The following is a 17,039-nucleotide window of genomic DNA, read 5'->3' as shown; positions in this document are numbered from 1 at the left end:
TTGAAACCTTGGCCCGCGTCACCGACAATCCAACCGTCAGGCTGCCCGCAGTGGCATCCTGATCAGGCCCGGACCTCTCCGAAGGTCGACGCTCCTACACCATGCCGTGGGGCACTATCGGGCGCCAATTCACACCCGAGGTATTTTTGAACCAAAGAAGCCATGTGCGCTGCGCCCCTGGCTTCTCTTCGCCAAAAATACTCCCGCCGGAGGCAGGCCGATCGGTCCGGCCGGGAGCCGCGCTGGCTCAAGGACGCGGCCTGCGTTGCGCGGCCGAGGCAGGTGGTGGACGGCGCGCGCGAGGGCGGGCATTGTTCTGGAGGCAGATTGCGCAGGGGAGGGCAGGACCATGAGCGAAAACACCGATATCGCAAGCCTTGTGGAGCGGCTGACCGCCCTGGCAGGCGCAGAGGCGCGGGTCTTCGTCGCCATCGCCGGGGCGCCGGCCTCAGGCAAGAGCACGCTGGCCGAGATCCTGCGAGACAGCGTCGACCGCACCCATCCCGGCAAGGTGGAGATCCTGCCGATGGACGGCTTCCACTACGACGACGCGGTGCTACGGGCGCACGGCATGCTGGCGCGCAAGGGGGCGCCCCACACCTTCGATGCGGACGGGCTTGCGGCGATGCTCGACCGCCTCGCCTCGAGCGATCGGCCGGTCGCGGCGCCGGTCTTCGACAGGGCGCTCGAGATCTCGCGCGCCGCCGCCCGGATCATCGACCCCGAGGTGCGGCTGATCCTCGTCGAGGGCAACTACCTGCTGCTCGACGATCCCGACTGGGCGCGGCTGCGGCCGCGCTTCGACCTGACGGTCTTCGTCGATGTGCCGCTTGCGGTGCTGGAGGCACGGCTGACAGAGCGCTGGAGCGACATGGATCCGCAGGCGGCGCAGGCCAAGATCGCCGGCAACGACCTGCCAAACGCGCGGCTGGTGGCCGAAAGCAGCGTCGGGGCGGACCTCGTTCTCAGGGCCTGAAACGCGGTGCCGCAGAATTGGGCATTCGCACAGGGGGAAAGGACCGCCAGGCAGGCCAGAGGCCCACTGAAATGTGCCGATCGACCCTGTTCCACGCCGCAGAAACGGTGCCTTGAGCCGTGAAGAAATTTGTCCACATGGTCATTTTTTCTTGACTAATTTTTGCGCACACGTGTCCTTTTTCGTACAAACGGGTGTCGCTGGGCGTGGGGTGGCCTGCCTGCTGCCGGCAAGACCTGTCAATCTGCGGGCGGCTGGGGCCATAGCTCGCGCCAGTCAAGACTTATGGGAGCAAGCCTTGTTCAATCGATACATCTCCACCGCCTTCGCCGCCTCCATGGCCGTGATCGGCGCAACCGGTGCCGCGAGCGCCGAAACCGACATGCCGTTCGCGCTGGACTGGAAATTCGAGGGCCCCGCGGCGCCGTATTTCCTTGCGGTCGACAGTGGCCTGTTCGCTGACGCCGACCTCAGCGTCGAGATCTCCGAGGGCAAGGGCTCGCTCGACGCGATTCCGAAAGTCGCCACCGGCGCCTACCCGGTGGGCTTTGCCGACATCAACAGCCTGATGCGCTTCATCGACCAGAACCCCGGCGCGCCTGTGACCGCGGTCATGATGGTCTATGACAAGCCGCCCTTCGCGGTGGTCGGCCGCAAGTCGCTCGGGATCGAGACGCCGAAGGATCTCGAGGGCAAGGTGCTGGGGGCGCCGCCCCCCGACGGTGCCTGGGCTCAGTTCCCGATCTTTGCCGCCGAGAACGATCTCGACATGGACGCGATCACCGTGGAGCCGGTCGGTTTCCCGACCCGCGAGCCGATGCTGGCGCAGGAGGAGGTCGACGCGGTGACCGGCTTCTCGTTCTCCTCGACGCTGAACCTCAAGCGTCTCGGCGTGGCCGAGGATGACCTGAGCGTTATCCTGATGGCCGACAATGGTGTCGAGCTCTATGGCAACGCGGTGATCGTGAACACCGATTTCGCCTCCGAGAACCCCGAGGCCGTGACCGCCTTCCTCGGTGCCATCGCCGGTGGCTGGAAGGCCGCCATCGCAGATCCCGAGGCCGCGATCGAAGCGCTGCTCGAGCGCAACCCGGCCGCCGATGCCGAGCTCGAGACCGAGCGCCTGCAGATGGCGATCGATGACAACGTGCTGACCGATTACGTCGCCGAGAACGGTATCGGCGGGGTCGATGCCGACCGCATGGCGGCGGCCATCGAGCAGACCAAATCGGTCTACGAGTTCACCTCCGAGCCCGACGCGTCGCTCTATTTCGACGACAGCTACCTGCCTGCCGCCGATGCGCGCATGCTGAAGTAAGGACGACGGGCGCCGGCAGCAGCCTCGCCGGCGCCCGCACCGATATGACCAATCTCATCGACATCAGGGGCGTGACCCACGCCTACCAGACGCCGAACGGCCCGCTGCCGGTGCTGGACAATCTCAACGTCTCGGTTCCCGAGGGCGAGTTCGCCGCCGTGGTCGGCCCGTCGGGCTGTGGCAAGTCCACCCTCACGCGTCTCGTCGCCGGGCTGATGAAGCCCGATCAGGGCGAGGTCTGGCTGCATGGCAAGCTGGTGAAATCACCGCGCAAGACCGTCGGCATGGCGTTTCAGAACCCGGTCATGCTGGAATGGCGCACCATCCTGCAGAACGTCATGCTGCCGCTCGAGATCGTGGCCCCGGGCATGCCCAAGAAGCAGCGCGTCGAGCGTGCCATGGAGCTGCTTGATCTGGTGGGCCTGACGGGCTTCGAGAACAAGCGCCCGTCGGAGCTTTCGGGCGGCATGCGTCAGCGCGCCTCGCTGTGCCGCGCCATCGTGCACAAGCCCGACGTGCTGATCATGGACGAGCCCTTCGGCGCGCTTGATGCCTTCACCCGCGAGGACCTGTGGCAGACCATGCACGAGCTGCGTGCCAAGGAGCCCTTCACCGCGGTGCTGATCACCCATGACCTGCGCGAGAGCGTCTATCTCGGCGATCAGGTCATCGTGCTCTCGGGCCGTCCGGCGACGACGCAATACGTGCTCGATGTGCACTACCCGGGCGAGGGGCTGCGCAAGCTCGAGGGGCTCTACACACCCGAATGCGCGCAGATGCTGGCCACGCTGCGCGAACAGATCCAGATCGCCCAGGGGCGACAGCCAGAACCGGCGGTGCAGTGATGCGGAATTTCCAGAAAGTCGCCGTTCCGGTCGGCGCCATCCTCGTCTTCCTGCTGCTGTGGGAGTTCCTCGTCTGGGTCAATGGTTGGCCGAACTACGTCATGGCCTCGCCCTCGGACCTGCCCGATGCCTATATCCGGTTCTGGTCGCTCTTCGTCGAGGGCAGCTGGCAGACCCTCTGGCGCACCGTTGCCGGTCTGGCGCTGGCGGTGATCTTCGGCACCGCGCTGGGGATGGTCATGGGCTTCTCGCGCATCGCGCGCGACGCGCTCTATCCGCTGCTGGTGGGGTTCAACGCGATCCCCAAGGCGACGCTGGTGCCGGTGCTGGCGCTGCTCTTCATCGGGCAGCACAATTTCAACACCGTGCTGATGGCGTTCCTGATCTCGTTCTTCCCGATCGCGGTCTCGGTGGGCATCGGCCTGTCGACGCTGGAGCCGGAATACCGCGACATCCTGCGCTCGCTCGGGGCCAGCCGGCTGACCATCTTCCGCAAGATCGCCCTGCCCAAGACGCTGCCCGAGTTCTTCGGCGCGCTGAAGGTCTCGGTGACGCTGGCCTTCATCGGCACCAACCTCGTCGAGATCATCTCGCCGCACGGGCGCGGGCTGGGTGCGCTGTTCCTGTCGGGGCAGACCAACTCGAACTACCCGCTGATGTTCGCGGTGCTCATCGCGCTCGCGGTGCTGGGGATCATTCTCTACTACGCCGTGGTCATGCTGGAGAAGATCTTCGCAGGCTGGGCGGAGCGGCCGCAGCACTGAGGCGGATGGCCTCTATCCAGAGCTAAGAGCGCCCCCGCAGGAAACTGCGGGGGCGCTCTTGGTTTTCCGACTGCCGGTCGCCCGAGCGATGCCCGTGCGGCGGGGTCGACCATTGCAAGGCATTGGCCCTATCGCAGGATTGTTGGGGTTCGGGACATGACGTCCTGAACTGGCCCGCCACGCAAAAGAAAAGGACCCGCACCAGTGGTGCGGGTCCCTCATTCAAAACAGGCGCGACCCTCAGACCATATGCGGCCGCGCGTAAAGATCGAGCGGGGTGCGCGGGAAGCGGAACATGCCCTCGGCCTTGCCGGCGTGCGTCTGGAAGCCGTGGCGGTTGTAGAACGCGACCAGATCCTCGCGGCTCAGGCCTTCCTCGCCGAACGGTTCGTGATCCAGCGCGATGCCGAAATCGGTCTCGTCGGCGGCCTCGACCAGGCGGCGCAGGATGCGGTGCGCGATGCCCTTGCCGCGATAGGCCGGCGCCACCCAGATGCCATTCAGGATGAATCGCTTCTTTTGCAGCGCATGCTCGATATAGGCGACGTTGTCCTCGGCGGTGCGGTAATAGGTCCGCTCTTCGGTCTCTCCGCGCGTGGCGTGAAGCCCGGGGACGCGCAGGATCTGCGCGAGGATCTTGGCGTATTTCATCTCGGCCCGCTCGCGCGAGCGCTGGATCCCGGCCTCGATCTCGCGGGTCAGGTCGGGGTGGCGGGTCTCGCAATAGACCCGCATCCCGTGCTGCAGGGCCACGGCGACAAAGGCGCGCAGCTCGCTCTCGAGCTCCTCGATTTCGCTCAGCAGTTCGTTTTCGCGCGCACTTTGCGCGTAGATGGGCCGCAGGCCCTCTCTATTCGTGTATGGCATGTGATCCTCCCGGACAGGATATTAGCGCACGGAGGCCGCTTGAGCATCTTTTTTTCGCCGCCGCGGTGGAAATTAGAACACGTATAGATTGATTCTCAACCTGATACATCACTATAGCGATAGCGCTTCCACCTCAAGAGGTCCGGCGCGGCCCGGGACACCGGTAAGGAGCAGCTCGACGGAATCGATTGTTCAGTCGATCAGCCGGCGCTGCAGGGCCTCGTCCGGCAGAGCGCACATATCGCTGCGTCCGAAGCGGTAGCGGTTGAAGGCGATGCGCCTGTAAAGCCAGTCGCGCAGCGGCGCGGGCAGAATACGGAGCGCGCTTGCGAAGCGTCCGATGCCGCCAAGCCGTTCGCCGATGTGGATGATCGCGTCCATGCCGGACCAGGCCCGGCCTTGATCCAGAAACAGCCAGGTCTGCGGATCGTCGGGGTCCTGCTCGAAATGCCTCACCAGAGCGGTGCCGAGCGGCGACTGCACCGGACAGATGCGGAAGGCTTCGTCACGGTCGAGCCGGGCGATCATGCGCGCGCCCCGCGAGCACAGGGCGCAATTGCCGTCCATCACCGCGAGCGGCCGGTCGTCGTCGAACGCGGGAACGGTCGGGTCGTCTCGCCAAGAGTGGGCGGGGCGGTCGGGAAGCTTGGCCATCGGGTCTCCTCCTGCTGGGCGCATGGTGGACCAGATGTTGCGCGAGGGAAAGCGCCGGGGCTCAGGCGGCGGGCTTGTCCGGCCAGCGCGCCTCGACCAGCATCGGCAGGATGCGCCTGAGGAAATCCCCTTGCGGATCGTCATGCGAGACGATGAAACGCCAGTTGCCCTCGACCGCGGTCAGCGCCATGCCCTGTACGGTGGCGTAGTCGAGCAGCAGCTGCGGATGCATCTGCGAAGCGCTCTCGCGGCTGGGGTGAGGCACGCCGTGGTAGCGTGCCGCGCTGGCGAAGAACTGTCCGAACGCCTCGCCCGAGGAGCGCATGAAGTCGGGATCGCTGCGGTCGACGATGGCGCGGCGATAGGTGACCTGAAGCCGGCCGGGATACTCCATCGAATAGCGCACATAGACCGAGGCCAGCTCGCGCACCTGTGCCGCGAGGGGCAGGTCCGTTGACACCGCGCGCATGCGCTCGGACAGCTCGTCGAGGGTCAGCACCGCCACGGCAGTCAGCAGGCCGGTCACCGATTTGAAGTGATGCGCCGGGGCGCCCGGCGAGACGCCCGCGCGGGCGGCGGCCTTGCGGAGGGAGAAGCCCTCGATGCCGCTTTCGTGCAGGATCTCGTCGGCTGCGGTGATCAGCGCTTCCCGCAACTGACCGTGATGATAGTTCTCACGGCTTCTGGACATTCGCTGAACCCCTTAGCTACATCTTATCCTTGCAGCGGATAAGCTTAAAGGCGACCGGACAACAGGCCGCTTCACAAATACAATTATTCCGAAATCGCGACATGAGCGCTTCGAACCTTGGCGCTTTACGCCGTCTAAATACAAAACGCAAAGCTCGCCAGTGGGTTCCCTGACGCGAAGGCGGTGCTCTGCCCATCCGCTCTGCGGGCCCGACGATGACCGGCAGGGCGCACGTCGCATGTCCCGGGTCGCGGCGTCAGACCGGGTGGACCTCAAGCGTCACGCCCGGCTCGGGGCGCACGGTCATGTGCATGATGGGCTCGGGCACCTTCCCGGCGGGGGCAAAGTGGAACCGTGCCACCAGCGTGGCGAGGATGATCTGTGCCTGCATCATCGCGAAGTTTGCCCCCACGCAGACCCGCGGACCGGCACCGAACGGAAGGTAGGCATAGCGGTCACGCGCCTCGCGGGCGGCGGGCGAGAAATGGTCCGGGTCGAAGGCGTGCGGGCGCTCCCAGAGATCCTCGTGCCGGTGCAGTGCGTAGGTGTTGACGAAGACCGTCTCGCCGGGGCGGATGTCGCGGTCGTAGATCTCGTCATCGTCGAGCACGTTGCGCGCCAGCATCCCCACCGGTGGGTAGAGTCGCATCGCCTCGTCGAGCACCTGCTCGATATAGGGCATGGCGGCGAGGTCGCCGCCCGCTGCGGCACGCTCGCCCAGCACGCCGCGTGCCTCTTCGCGGGCGCGCTCCTGTGCGGCGGGATCGTTGGCCAGCAGGTAGAGCGCCCAGGAGATCGCCAGCGCCGTGGTCTCGTGGCCGGCGACGATGAAGAACTGCATGTTGTGCAGCAGGTCCTGCGGCGACATGGTGCGCCCGGTCTGCGGATCCTTGGCGCGCAGCATGTGGTCGAGCAGGTCGTCGAGCGGGCCCGCTCCCTGCCTGCGTCGGTCGTTGATCGCCGCCGAGACCATCCGGTGCATGGTCTTCACCGCGCCGCGCCCGAGGAACTCGCCGGGACGGGGCACCCAGATCGGCATCTCGAGGAAATCCAGCAGCGATGCGCGACCCACGGTGAGGAAATACTTGGTGATCGCCTCGCCGTAGAGATCGGCGTCGAAATGCTCGCGCCCCGAGAGCGCCACGTCGCAGATCACGTCGAAGGTGGCCGAGAGCATCTCCTTGACCAGCTCGGCCTCACCACCGCTGGCGGCGAGCCGGCCAGCGGCGCGGGCGGCGGTTTCTGTCATCACCGGGGCCAGCGCATCGACATTGCGGGCGGCAAAGACCGGCGCGATGGCACGGCGCTGCCAGCGCCACTGCGCGCCCTCGGAGGTGAACAGCGAATTGCCCACCGCCGGGCGCAGCATCCGCAGCATGACCTCGGATTTCGGGTAGTTGCCGACGTTGTCGAGAAAGATCCGCTTCATCCCCTCGGGGCCCTGCACCATGTGCCAGCGCGACGGGCCTGTGGTGCCGGTGACGATGGGCTGGGTGTAGGCGATGCCGGGAATGATGCTCAGCACGTTGCGCCGCGCTTCGCGCACGCTGGCGAGCATGCCGAGCGGCTTTGCGGGCGGGGTGACGGTGGGCGGAACGAAGGCGGACATGGGATCCTGACGGTAGGGTGGCCAAGCGCCGGCAATGCAACGCCGGGCTTGCCCTCAACATATGGCGGCGGCGCAGTGGGGCCAGCACTTTCCGGCGCCGTGGCAGCGTTGGCCCCGAATTGCCCGCCCTGATTGAAAAATGCGTGAGCTGAATCAAGGACAGTGCCATCCTGCCGGTATCACATTGGCAGTGTACGCCGCGGGCCTGCTCCGGCTCGGCGGCACGAAATAGGAGGATGACCAGATGATGTCCCGTTCCGTGCTCGGCGCTTCGCTCGCCGCCGTTCTCGTGGCCACCGCGCCCGGCTTGCTCACCGCGCAGGAGGTCGCCGACACGATCTATTCCGGCGGCCCGATCCTGACCATCGACGACGCCATGCCGCGGGCCGAGGCGGTGGCGGTGCAGGACGGGCACATCCTCGCGGTGGGCTCACTGGCCGACATGGAGGCGCTGAAGGGCGAGGGGACCGAGATGTTCGACCTCGCCGGGCGGGCCATGCTGCCGGGCTTCGTGGACAGCCACGGCCATGTCGTCCTGGGCGGCATCCAGGCGCTCTCGGCGAACATGCTGGCGCCGCCCGACGGGGATGTCTCGGACATCGCGAGCCTGCAGGAGGGGCTGCGCGCCTGGATGGACGAGAACCGCGAGGCCGTCGAGAAGATCAACCTCGTCGTCGGCTTCGGCTATGACAACGCGCAGCTCGCGGAGCTGCGCCACCCGACCCGCGACGATCTCGACGCGGTCTCGACCGAGGTGCCGATCCTGATCATTCACCAATCGGGGCATATCGGGGTGGCCAACTCGAAGGCGCTCGAGTTCGTGGGCATCACCGATGACAGCGAAAGCCCTCCGGGCGGGGTGATCCGCCGCGGCGAGGATGGCCGCCCCAACGGCGTGCTCGAGGAATACGGCTTCTTCAACGCGCTTGTGCCGCTGCTCAGCCAGCTTGGCCCGGATGGCTTCAATGAATTCGCCCGCGCCGGGGCCGAGATGTGGGCCCGGTTCGGCTACACCACCGCGCAGGAGGGGCGCTCGAGCCCCGGCAACGTGGCGGCGCTCCGGGCGGTGGACGCCGCCGGAGGCCTGCCGATCGACGTGGCGGCCTATCCCGATGTGCTGGCGGCGCAGGATTTCATCGAGGCGGAGGTCTCGCAGGACTATGACGGCCACGTCCGCGTGGCCGGCTGCAAGCTGACCATCGACGGCTCTCCGCAGGGCTTTACCGCGCTGCGCGACCGCCCCTATTACGACCCGGTGGGCGACTATCCGCCGGGCTACAAGGGCTATTCGGCCATCACCGAGGAGCAGGTCAACGAGATGGTCGACTGGTGCTATGGCAAGGGCATCCAGATCATCACCCATGCCAATGGCGAAGGCGCGTCCGACATGCTCATTGCCGCGATCGCGGCGGCCGAGGAGAAATACGGCCCGCCCGAGAGCCGTCCGGTGCTCATCCACGGGCAGTTCCTGCGCGAGGATCAGGTCGACAGCCTGCAGGAGCTCGGGATCTTCCCCTCGCTCTTCCCGATGCACACCTTCTACTGGGGCGACTGGCACCGCGACCACACGGTGGGCCCGGTCAACGCCGACAACATCTCGCCCACCGGCTGGGTGCGCCAGCGCGGCATGATGTTCGGCACGCATCATGATGCGCCGGTGGCCTTCCCCAACAGCATGCGGATCCTGTCGGCCACGGTCACCCGGCGCACCCGCTCGGGTGACATTCTCGGGCCGGCCCAGCGGGTCGACGTGATGACCGCTCTGAAGGCGATGACGATCTGGCCGGCGTGGCAGCATTTCGAGGAGGAGGAAAAGGGCTCCATCGAGGCGGGCAAGCTGGCCGATTTCGTGATCCTGTCGGACGATCCCACGGCGGTGGACCCGGAAACGCTCGCCGAGCTGAGCGTCGAGGTGACGATCAAGGAAGACGCGGTGATTTTCGAGGCCGAGGAGGGCGTCCAGAAGACCGATCTCTTCGACCGCCCGTTCCTCGGCGATCCGGCCGGGGCGCATTTGCTGCTGCACGCGATGAACCGCGGGATCGGGGCCGAGGCGCCGCCGGCCTGCCTGCTCGCCCCGGAAGACTGCCGCCGCCTGTTCGGTGCCTACATCGCTCCGATGTAGGGCGCGACAGGCATGGCGCGCCGCGTGGGGCCAAGGCCTTGCGCGCCGCGTCCTTGCGGGACGGGCCGTGCGCTCGGCAAGAAACCCGCCTGCCGCCGCGCATGCCCTTGGCGCTGGCCGGGCTGCGCGGTATGACGATCCTCCCGAGTGACAGGAGGCCCCCTTGGATCAGACCGCCGAGCGCATCGCCCGCACCATCGCCACCGAGATCGCCGCCAGCCCCAAGCAGGTCAGCGCCGCGGTCGAGCTGCTTGACGGGGGCGCCACGGTGCCCTTTGTGGCGCGCTACCGCAAGGAGGTCACCGGAGGGCTCGACGACACCCAGCTGCGCACGCTGGGCGACCGTCTGGTCTATCTGCGCGAGATGGAGGCCCGCCGGGCCTCGATCCTCGAGTCGATCAAGGGGCAGGGCAAGCTCACCGACGCGCTGGCCCGCTCCATCGCGCAGGCCGAGACCAAGGCCACGCTCGAGGACATCTATCTTCCCTACAAGCCCAAGCGCCGTACCAAGGCGATGATCGCCCGCGAGAACGGGCTCGAACCGCTGCTGCGCGCCATCACCGAGGATCGCTCCGCCGATCCGCAGCGCCTCGCCGAGGGCTATGCCGGCGAAGCTGTCGAGAGCGCCAAGAAGGCGCTCGAGGGCGCACGCGACATCCTCGCCGAGGAGCTGAGCGAGAATGCCGATCTGCTGGGCCGACTGCGCAGCTTCATGAAGGAGGAGGCGGTGATTTCCGCCACGGTGCAGCCGGGCAAGGAGCAGGCCGGGGCCAAGTTCTCGGACTATTTCGACCACTCGGAGAAATGGGCCGACATTCCGGCCCACCGGGCGCTGGCGATCCTGCGCGCCTCCAAGGAAGAGATCCTGACGGTGAACATCGCGCCAGAGCCCGAGACCGGCCCGACCCGCGCGCTGGGCATCATTTCGCAGGCCATCGGCATCCCCGGCGAGGCGCCGGGCGACCAATGGCTGCGCGACGCGGCGGGCTGGACATGGCGGGTCAAGCTCAGCCTGACCATGTATGTCGACCTGATGACCGATCTGCGCCGTCGCGCCCATGACGAGGCCATCCGGGTGTTTTCGCGCAATCTCAAGGATCTGCTGCTGGCCGCGCCCGCAGGCGCGAAGACGACGCTGGGGCTCGATCCCGGCATCCGCACCGGGGTCAAGGCGGCGGTGGTCGATGCCACCGGCAAGCTGCTCGAGACCGCGACGCTCTACCCGTTCCAGCCCAAGAACGACCTCCGCGGCGCACAGTCCGAGATCGCCCGGCTGGTGAAACGCCACGGCGTCGCGCTCATCGCCATTGGCAACGGCACTGCCAGCCGCGAGACCGAGCGGCTGGTCGGCGACACGCTCAAGCTGCTCGAAGGGCCGAAGCCCACCAAGGTGGTGGTCTCCGAGGCCGGCGCGTCGGTCTACTCCGCCTCAGAGTTGGCGGCGAAGGAGTTCCCCGATCTCGACGTCAGCCTGCGCGGCGCGGTGTCGATCGCGCGCCGCCTGCAGGACCCGCTGGCAGAACTGGTGAAGATCACCCCCGAGAGCATCGGCGTGGGCCAGTACCAGCACGATGTCGACCAGCGCCAGCTGGCGAAAGCGTTGGAGGCGGTGGTCGAAGATGCGGTGAACGCGGTCGGCGTCGATCTCAACACCGCCTCGGCGCCGCTCCTGGCGCATGTGGCGGGGCTCGGGCCGTCGCTGGCGCAGAACATCGTGGCGCATCGGGATGCCAACGGCGCCTTCGCCTCGCGCAAGGCGCTGAAGAAGGTGACGGGCGTCGGCCCCAAGGCCTTCGAGCAGAGCGCTGGGTTCCTGCGCATCCGCGAGGGCGACGAGCCGCTCGATGCCTCCTCGGTGCACCCCGAGGCCTATGACGTGGCGCGCCGCATCGTGAAGGCTTGCGGCCGCGACATCCGCCAGATCATGGGCCACCCGGAGGCGCTGCGCGGGGTGCGGGCCGAGCAGTTCGTCGATGCGAGCTTCGGCCTGCCGACGGTGCAGGACATCCTGTCAGAGCTGGAAAAGCCCGGCCGCGACCCGCGCCCGAGCTTCAAGACCGCGAGCTTCACCGAAGGCGTCGAGCAGATCACCGATCTCAAGCCCGGCATGTCGCTCGAGGGCACGGTGACCAACGTGGCGGCCTTCGGCGCCTTCGTCGATATCGGCGTCCATCAGGACGGCCTGGTGCATGTGAGCCAGCTGGCTGACCGCTTCGTGAAGGATCCCCACGAGGTGGTGAAGGCCGGCGACGTGGTGCGCGTGCGGGTGACCGAGGTCGACGTGCCGCGCAAGCGCATCGGCCTGTCGATGCGCAAGGATGGCGGCGGCAAGCCCGAGCGCGGCGGCAAGCCGGGCGGGCAGGGGGCTCCGAAGGGGCGGCGTGGCGGCGGTGGTGCGAGCAGCGCGCCGCGCGGAAAGCCTACGGGCGGCGGTCAGGGTGCCCTCGGGGCGGCTCTGGCGGATGCGATGAAGAAGCGGTGAGGGACGCGCGGTCGCCGGGGCGACGTAGCAGATTGCTATGACGCTGGTGCCCGCTGCGCAGCGTCGGGCCGCGGATCGGCGAACAGATCGTAGAATTCCGCGATTTATCACCGCCACATCCGAAGGACCTCCCAGCTAGGCGCTGGTGTCACCAAATCGCCGGTCCGGGGGGCGGCCCGGCGATGCGCGGCGGCCTGCGGCCTTGATTCCGCGCGAGGCCCCGATCGGATGATTTAGAAAAAAACGCCCGCCAGCCTGACCACGAGGGCCGAGGCTGACGGGCGCCAGGGAGCAACTTTTCGCAACTCTTGGCTCAGCTCGAGAGCGGCAGCTCTCGCAGCATCAGCGACGCGAGGCAGGCCAGCAGCGCCGCGCCGGCGGCGATCCAGAACACCGGGTGAAGCGCCTGGCTGATGCTCTCCATCACCAGCACCTGAGCGTCATGCGGCAGCGCCTGCACCATGTCTGCGCCGATGCTGCGCACGCCGCCATCGCCCATGCCGGGCACCTCGCCCTCGAGCGAGCGCGCCAGCTGGGTGCTGAACAGCGCGCCGAAGGCGGCGGTGCCCACCGCGCCGCCGATCAGGCGGAACATGTTGGCACTGGCGGTGCCGACACCCAGCATCGACACCGGGATCGCGTTCTGGATCGCCGCCACGCCGATGGCGAAGACCGGCCCGAGGCCGAGCCCGATGCCCACCATCGACAGCGCAATCACCCAGAGAGGGCTCTCGACCGACAGCGTGGTCATCGACAGCAGCGACAGCGACAGCAGCGCGGTAGAGGCGACGGGCAGGAACTTGTAACGCCCGGTGCGCGCCATGTAGCGGCCCGACAGGATCGAGGCCGACAGCAGCCCGCCCATCATCGGCACCAGAAACAGCCCCGAGGAGGTCGGCGAGATGCCCTTCACCACCTGCAGGAAGAACGGCAGGAAGGTGATGGTGCCGAACATCGCCATGCCGACGAGGATGCCGACCGCGTTCATCACCACGAAGGTGTTGTTGGCAAACAGGCTCATCGGCAGGATCGGTTCGGCGGCGCGGCGCTCGACGCGGATGAACAGCGCCAGCGCGCTGAGCGCAATGATCCCGAGGGCGAGCACCTGCGGGCTGGCCCACGCGAAGACGGTGCCTCCGGTGTTCGAGATCAGCACCAGCGATGCCAGCAGCGTCGCCAGCAGCGCGCCGCCGGCATAGTCCACCGACTTGCGCGAGCGGTCGCTGCGCCGGGGCAGGGCGATGCCCAGCACGATGAAGGCCAGCGCGCCCACGGGGAAATTGACGAAGAAGATCCAGTGCCAGCTCAGGTTCTGCACGAGGAAGCCGCCGAGCAGCGGCCCGATGACCGTCGAGATGCCGAAGGCCGCGCCCAGCACCGCCTGCGCCTTGCCGCGCTCGCGCGCCGGCAGCAGGTCGCCCACCAGCGCCATGCAGGTGACGATCAGCCCGCCGCCGCCTGCGCCCTGGATGATGCGGCCCGCGATCACCATGCCCATGCTGGTGGCCGTGCCGCAGATCACCGCGCCGAGGATGAACACGCCGATGCCCCATTGCAGCACCGGCTTGCGGCCGTAGAGATCGCCCAGCTTGCCCGCCACCGGTGCGCCGATGGTCGAGGCCAGCAGGTAGGCGGTCATCACCCAGGTGATCTTGTCCATGCCGCCGAGGTCGGCGACCATCACCGGCAGGGCGGTCGACACGATCGTCTGGCCGAGCGAGGCAAACAGCAGCGTTGCCGCCACCGCACTCAGGACGAGCTTGATCGGGACCGGCTCGGCGCTGGCAGGTGAGGGCGGCATGTCGGTCGCGCCTTGGTCAATGGCGGTCATTCGAGTATCTCCACGAAAACTGTGCGGGCCCGGGGCGGGCGCAACGGTCTGCAAACTGGCGCCGACATGCCCCTTGGGTCAGAATGGTCTGGGTCTTATATCTGTGCTGGCGGCATATATATGTCAATAGCATCTAATTGCGCGAGGCAGCTTTGAGCCGACGAGACGAGAAACTGAAGGACGGCCTCGAGCGGGCGGGGATCGAACGCGACGTGTCGCAGGCGGCGCTCGACGTGGACGCGGTGCTGCAGCGCTGGCGGCGGCGTGTGATGAAGCGCGATTTCGGCCACAAGGCCCTGCGCGACCTCGATCTTCCCATCGATCTGGCGCAGCTCGACGTGCTGATGGCGGTGCGCGCGCCGGCCAACGAATTCGGCGACGAGGAGGCGACCTGCGAAACCACCGTCGGCACCGTGGCGCTGCGGCTCAGCATCGACCCCTCGCGCGCCAGCCGGATCAGCACAGACCTGATCCGCCGGGGACTCGTGCAGCGCGCCGTCAGCCAGCAGGACGCCCGCCGCGCGGTGCTCGAGCTGACCGAGGCGGGCGGCCGCATCGTCGAGGCGGTCCGGACCTATAAGCTGTTGGTTTTGGGATCTTTCTTTCGGGACTGGACGATGGAGGAAATCCAGACCTTCCTGCCGCTTCTGGCGCGGTTCAGCGAATGGTCGGAGCGCGCCGAACAGCCTGGTGGCCCGGTCGAGAGCGAGATTGCCGAATTGCGCGGCAGCCTTGCCGGGATCGTCGGCGACGAGGGCTGACGCGTCAGAATTCCGGCCCGCCGGCGGCTTGCCACCGAGCCGCCCCCGAGTCCCGGGCGGGAAGCCGCGCAATCTCACGATTGTGATATTTTCTCCGTGCACCGGCCCCTCGGAGAATCTAAAGGGTCGACCAAAACGAGTGCGCGTGCGAGTCGCGCCCAGACATACGAGAGCAGGAGCACGCATCCAGGTGCCAGCAGACGTTACCCGAGACCGAGGCGCCCGCGCGTCGGTGGCGGTCAAACCGTTCCAGGTCCGCGGTCGATTCATGACCGCAATCGCCCTCCGGATCGAGAGCGACCAGTTCGACGACGCCTTCTTCGAGGCCATTGACGCACAGATCACCAAGGCGCCGCAGCTGCTGCTCGACGCGCCTCTGGTGCTGGATTTTTCCAAGGTGCCGGAGTTTGCCGACAGCGCCGCTCTGGCCGATCTGGTCGCGAAGCTGCGCACCCGCAACATGCTGGTTTTCGGGGTGCAGAACACCACCTCGCCCCAGCTTGAGGCGGCGGACGGGCTCGGCCTGATCCCGGTGCGGATCGGTCGCGACGGCCCCGCACCCGAGGCCAAGCCCGCGCGCAAGAGCAAGGTCGACCGGCTGCTGCCGCCCGACAACAAGGTCATCACCAAGCCGGTCCGCTCGGGCCAGCTCGTGGTGGCCGAGCGCGGCGATCTGACGGTGATCGGGCCGGTGTCGTCCGGGGCCGAACTGGTCGCGGCGGGCAACATCCATGTCTACGGACCGCTGCGCGGCCGGGCGATGGCGGGCTGTCATGGCGATGAGACCGGTCGGATTTTCTGCCGGGCACTGCACGCCGAGCTGCTGGCAGTCGCGGGGCTCTACAGGACAAGCGAAAGCATCGAGGACGAGCTGCGCGGCCAGGCCGTGCAAATTTTCCTTAAAGACGAACGACTATGTGTGGAGGCGCTCGGATGACGACGCAACTCAAGGACGAGGCGCCGCTGGGCCGGATCGTCGTGATCACCTCGGGCAAGGGCGGGGTTGGCAAGACCACCTCTGCCGCCGCGATCTCGGCAGGGCTGGCACAGCAGGGCTACAAGACCGTGGTGATCGACTTCGATGTCGGCCTGCGGAACCTCGACATGATCATGGGATGCGAACGCCGCGTGGTGTTCGACTTCATCAACGTGATCCAGGGCGATGCCCGGCTGAAGCAGGCGCTGATCAAGGACAAGCGCCTTGATACGCTGTTCATCCTGCCGACGTCGCAGACCCGCGACAAGGACGCGCTGACGCAGGAAGGCGTCGAGACGGTGCTGAACGAGCTCAAGGAAGAGTTCGACTACATCATCTGCGACAGCCCGGCAGGCATCGAGCGCGGCGCCCAGCTGGCGATGTATTTCGCCGACGAGGCGGTTGTGGTGACCAACCCCGAGGTGTCCTCGGTGCGCGACAGCGACCGCGTGCTTGGCCTTCTCAGCAGCAAGACCCAGCGCGCCGAGAAGGGCGACAGCGATCCGGTCAAGGCGCGCGTCCTGCTGACCCGTCACGATCAGGGCCGCATCGACCGCGGCGAGATGATGACCGTCGACGACGTGCTCGAGATCCTCGCCGTGCCGCTTCTGGGGATCATCCCCGAGAGTCAGGCGGTGCTGCGGGCGTCGAACGTCGGCACGCCGGTGATCCTCGACGAGCCGTCCTCGGCCCAGACCGCCTACAAGGACGCGGTGTCGCGCCTGCTTGGCGAGGAGATCGAGATGCGCATCGAGAGCGAGCGCAAGCCGGGCCTGTTCCAGCGGCTGTTCGGACGGTCGGCATGAGCCTGTTCGGTTTCTCTCTCAACCGCCGCCGTCCCAAGACGGCCCAGACCGCGCGGGATCGCTTGCAGCTTCTGCTGGCGCATGAACGCGGGCAGGGCTCGGGCACGCCCGACTACCTGCCGCAGCTGCAGAACGACCTGATCGCGGTGATCCGGAAATATATCGACGTCGCCGATGACGAGGTCGATATCCGGATGGAGCGCGACGACGACGTCTCCAGCCTCGAGATCAACATCGATCTCCCCTCGGCCGAGGAGAAGGCGGACAAACCCGCCAAGAAGCGCTGAGATCAGATCTTCGAACCGCCCGCGTCGCAGCCCGACGCGGGCGGTTT

15 protein-coding genes are annotated in these 17,039 nt (G+C 67.2%); 10 read left to right on the top strand and 5 right to left on the bottom strand.

Features of this window, described 5'->3' with window-relative positions; all coding sequences use genetic code 11:
- Window positions 1-349 precede the first annotated feature (349 nt).
- The 4 genes from JF542_RS18570 to JF542_RS18555 all read left to right on the top strand — a co-directional run bounded on the left by JF542_RS18570 (window position 350) and on the right by JF542_RS18555 (window position 3,903).
- Window positions 350-976, top strand: coding sequence for a nucleoside/nucleotide kinase family protein (locus JF542_RS18570; RefSeq protein WP_207076937.1), 627 nt, complete (start codon window positions 350-352; stop codon window positions 974-976).
- A 337-nt stretch (window positions 977-1,313) separates the two neighbouring features.
- Entirely contained in the window at window positions 1,314-2,294 is a 981-nt protein-coding gene (locus tag JF542_RS18565) for an ABC transporter substrate-binding protein (protein ID WP_207076940.1), read from the top strand.
- A 44-nt stretch (window positions 2,295-2,338) separates the two neighbouring features.
- A complete protein-coding gene (locus tag JF542_RS18560) occupies window positions 2,339-3,139 on the top strand; it encodes an ABC transporter ATP-binding protein (RefSeq protein WP_207076936.1) in 801 nt (266 codons plus the stop codon).
- Window positions 3,139-3,903, top strand: a complete 765-nt coding sequence (locus JF542_RS18555) for an ABC transporter permease (protein ID WP_207076935.1) — start codon at window positions 3,139-3,141, stop codon at window positions 3,901-3,903. Before JF542_RS18560 ends, JF542_RS18555 begins: the two co-directional genes overlap by 1 nt.
- 240 nt (window positions 3,904-4,143) lie before the next feature.
- Here JF542_RS18555 and JF542_RS18550 read toward each other — a convergent pair whose 3' ends face one another.
- The 4 genes from JF542_RS18550 to JF542_RS18535 form a co-directional block, all read right to left on the bottom strand.
- Window positions 4,144-4,770, bottom strand: a complete 627-nt coding sequence (locus JF542_RS18550; RefSeq protein WP_207076934.1) for a GNAT family N-acetyltransferase — start codon at window positions 4,768-4,770, stop codon at window positions 4,144-4,146.
- Window positions 4,771-4,962: 192 nt separating this feature from the next.
- Window positions 4,963-5,424 (bottom strand): thiol-disulfide oxidoreductase DCC family protein, encoded by a 462-nt coding sequence (locus tag JF542_RS18545; RefSeq protein WP_207076933.1) that lies wholly within the window; start codon window positions 5,422-5,424, stop codon window positions 4,963-4,965.
- 61 nt (window positions 5,425-5,485) lie between these two features.
- On the bottom strand, window positions 5,486-6,115 hold the full coding sequence (locus JF542_RS18540) for a TetR/AcrR family transcriptional regulator (protein ID WP_207076932.1): 630 nt from the start codon (window positions 6,113-6,115) through the stop codon (window positions 5,486-5,488).
- Between the two features lie 256 nt (window positions 6,116-6,371).
- Window positions 6,372-7,724, bottom strand: coding sequence for a cytochrome P450 (locus JF542_RS18535; protein WP_207076931.1), 1,353 nt, complete (start codon window positions 7,722-7,724; stop codon window positions 6,372-6,374).
- Window positions 7,725-7,968: 244 nt separating this feature from the next.
- Here JF542_RS18535 and JF542_RS18530 point away from each other — a divergent pair, with 244 nt between their 5' ends.
- A complete protein-coding gene (locus JF542_RS18530) occupies window positions 7,969-9,849 on the top strand; it encodes an amidohydrolase (protein WP_207076930.1) in 1,881 nt (626 codons plus the stop codon).
- Window positions 9,850-10,012: 163 nt separating this feature from the next.
- Window positions 10,013-12,331 (top strand): Tex family protein, encoded by a 2,319-nt coding sequence (locus tag JF542_RS18525; protein WP_207076929.1) that lies wholly within the window; start codon window positions 10,013-10,015, stop codon window positions 12,329-12,331.
- Between the two features lie 313 nt (window positions 12,332-12,644).
- Here the strand turns inward: JF542_RS18525 and JF542_RS18520 are convergent, their stop codons facing one another.
- On the bottom strand, window positions 12,645-14,162 hold the full coding sequence (locus tag JF542_RS18520; RefSeq protein WP_207076928.1) for an MDR family MFS transporter: 1,518 nt from the start codon (window positions 14,160-14,162) through the stop codon (window positions 12,645-12,647).
- A 152-nt stretch (window positions 14,163-14,314) separates the two neighbouring features.
- On the opposite strand from JF542_RS18520, the gene JF542_RS18515 reads away from it, so the two are divergent.
- The 4 genes from JF542_RS18515 (at window position 14,315) to minE (ending at window position 16,992) form a co-directional block, all read left to right on the top strand.
- Complete coding sequence (locus tag JF542_RS18515) at window positions 14,315-14,923, top strand: MarR family winged helix-turn-helix transcriptional regulator (protein WP_242533825.1); 609 nt, start codon at window positions 14,315-14,317, stop codon at window positions 14,921-14,923.
- 139 nt (window positions 14,924-15,062) lie between these two features.
- The gene (gene minC, locus JF542_RS18510; RefSeq protein ID WP_418789396.1) at window positions 15,063-15,860 is read left to right on the top strand and encodes a septum site-determining protein MinC; all 798 of its coding nucleotides are present in this window, start codon (window positions 15,063-15,065) and stop codon (window positions 15,858-15,860) included.
- A complete protein-coding gene (gene minD / locus JF542_RS18505) occupies window positions 15,857-16,705 on the top strand; it encodes a septum site-determining protein MinD (protein WP_277988622.1) in 849 nt (282 codons plus the stop codon). Before minC ends, minD begins: the two co-directional genes overlap by 4 nt.
- Window positions 16,702-16,992, top strand: coding sequence for a cell division topological specificity factor MinE (gene minE / locus JF542_RS18500; protein ID WP_007798750.1), 291 nt, complete (start codon window positions 16,702-16,704; stop codon window positions 16,990-16,992). Before minD ends, minE begins: the two co-directional genes overlap by 4 nt.
- Window positions 16,993-17,039 lie beyond the last annotated feature (47 nt).

Origin of the sequence: Salipiger bermudensis (assembly GCF_017309175.1) — a bacterium.
GTDB lineage: Bacteria > Pseudomonadota > Alphaproteobacteria > Rhodobacterales > Rhodobacteraceae > Salipiger > Salipiger bermudensis.
This window is presented reverse-complemented; position numbering and strand designations above follow the sequence as displayed.

Coding starts and splice junctions, on each gene's coding strand:
- JF542_RS18570 (WP_207076937.1), top strand. CDS start 350: ATGAGCGAAAACACCGATATCGCAAGCCTTGTGGAGCGGCTGACCGCC.
- JF542_RS18550 (WP_207076934.1), bottom strand. CDS start 4,770: ATGCCATACACGAATAGAGAGGGCCTGCGGCCCATCTACGCGCAAAGT.
- JF542_RS18520 (WP_207076928.1), bottom strand. CDS start 14,162: ATGACCGCCATTGACCAAGGCGCGACCGACATGCCGCCCTCACCTGCC.
- JF542_RS18545 (WP_207076933.1), bottom strand. CDS start 5,424: ATGGCCAAGCTTCCCGACCGCCCCGCCCACTCTTGGCGAGACGACCCG.
- JF542_RS18560 (WP_207076936.1), top strand. CDS start 2,339: ATGACCAATCTCATCGACATCAGGGGCGTGACCCACGCCTACCAGACG.
- minD (WP_277988622.1), top strand. CDS start 15,857: ATGACGACGCAACTCAAGGACGAGGCGCCGCTGGGCCGGATCGTCGTG.
- JF542_RS18530 (WP_207076930.1), top strand. CDS start 7,969: ATGATGTCCCGTTCCGTGCTCGGCGCTTCGCTCGCCGCCGTTCTCGTG.
- minE (WP_007798750.1), top strand. CDS start 16,702: ATGAGCCTGTTCGGTTTCTCTCTCAACCGCCGCCGTCCCAAGACGGCC.
- JF542_RS18535 (WP_207076931.1), bottom strand. CDS start 7,724: ATGTCCGCCTTCGTTCCGCCCACCGTCACCCCGCCCGCAAAGCCGCTC.
- JF542_RS18565 (WP_207076940.1), top strand. CDS start 1,314: ATGGCCGTGATCGGCGCAACCGGTGCCGCGAGCGCCGAAACCGACATG.
- JF542_RS18555 (WP_207076935.1), top strand. CDS start 3,139: ATGCGGAATTTCCAGAAAGTCGCCGTTCCGGTCGGCGCCATCCTCGTC.
- JF542_RS18540 (WP_207076932.1), bottom strand. CDS start 6,115: ATGTCCAGAAGCCGTGAGAACTATCATCACGGTCAGTTGCGGGAAGCG.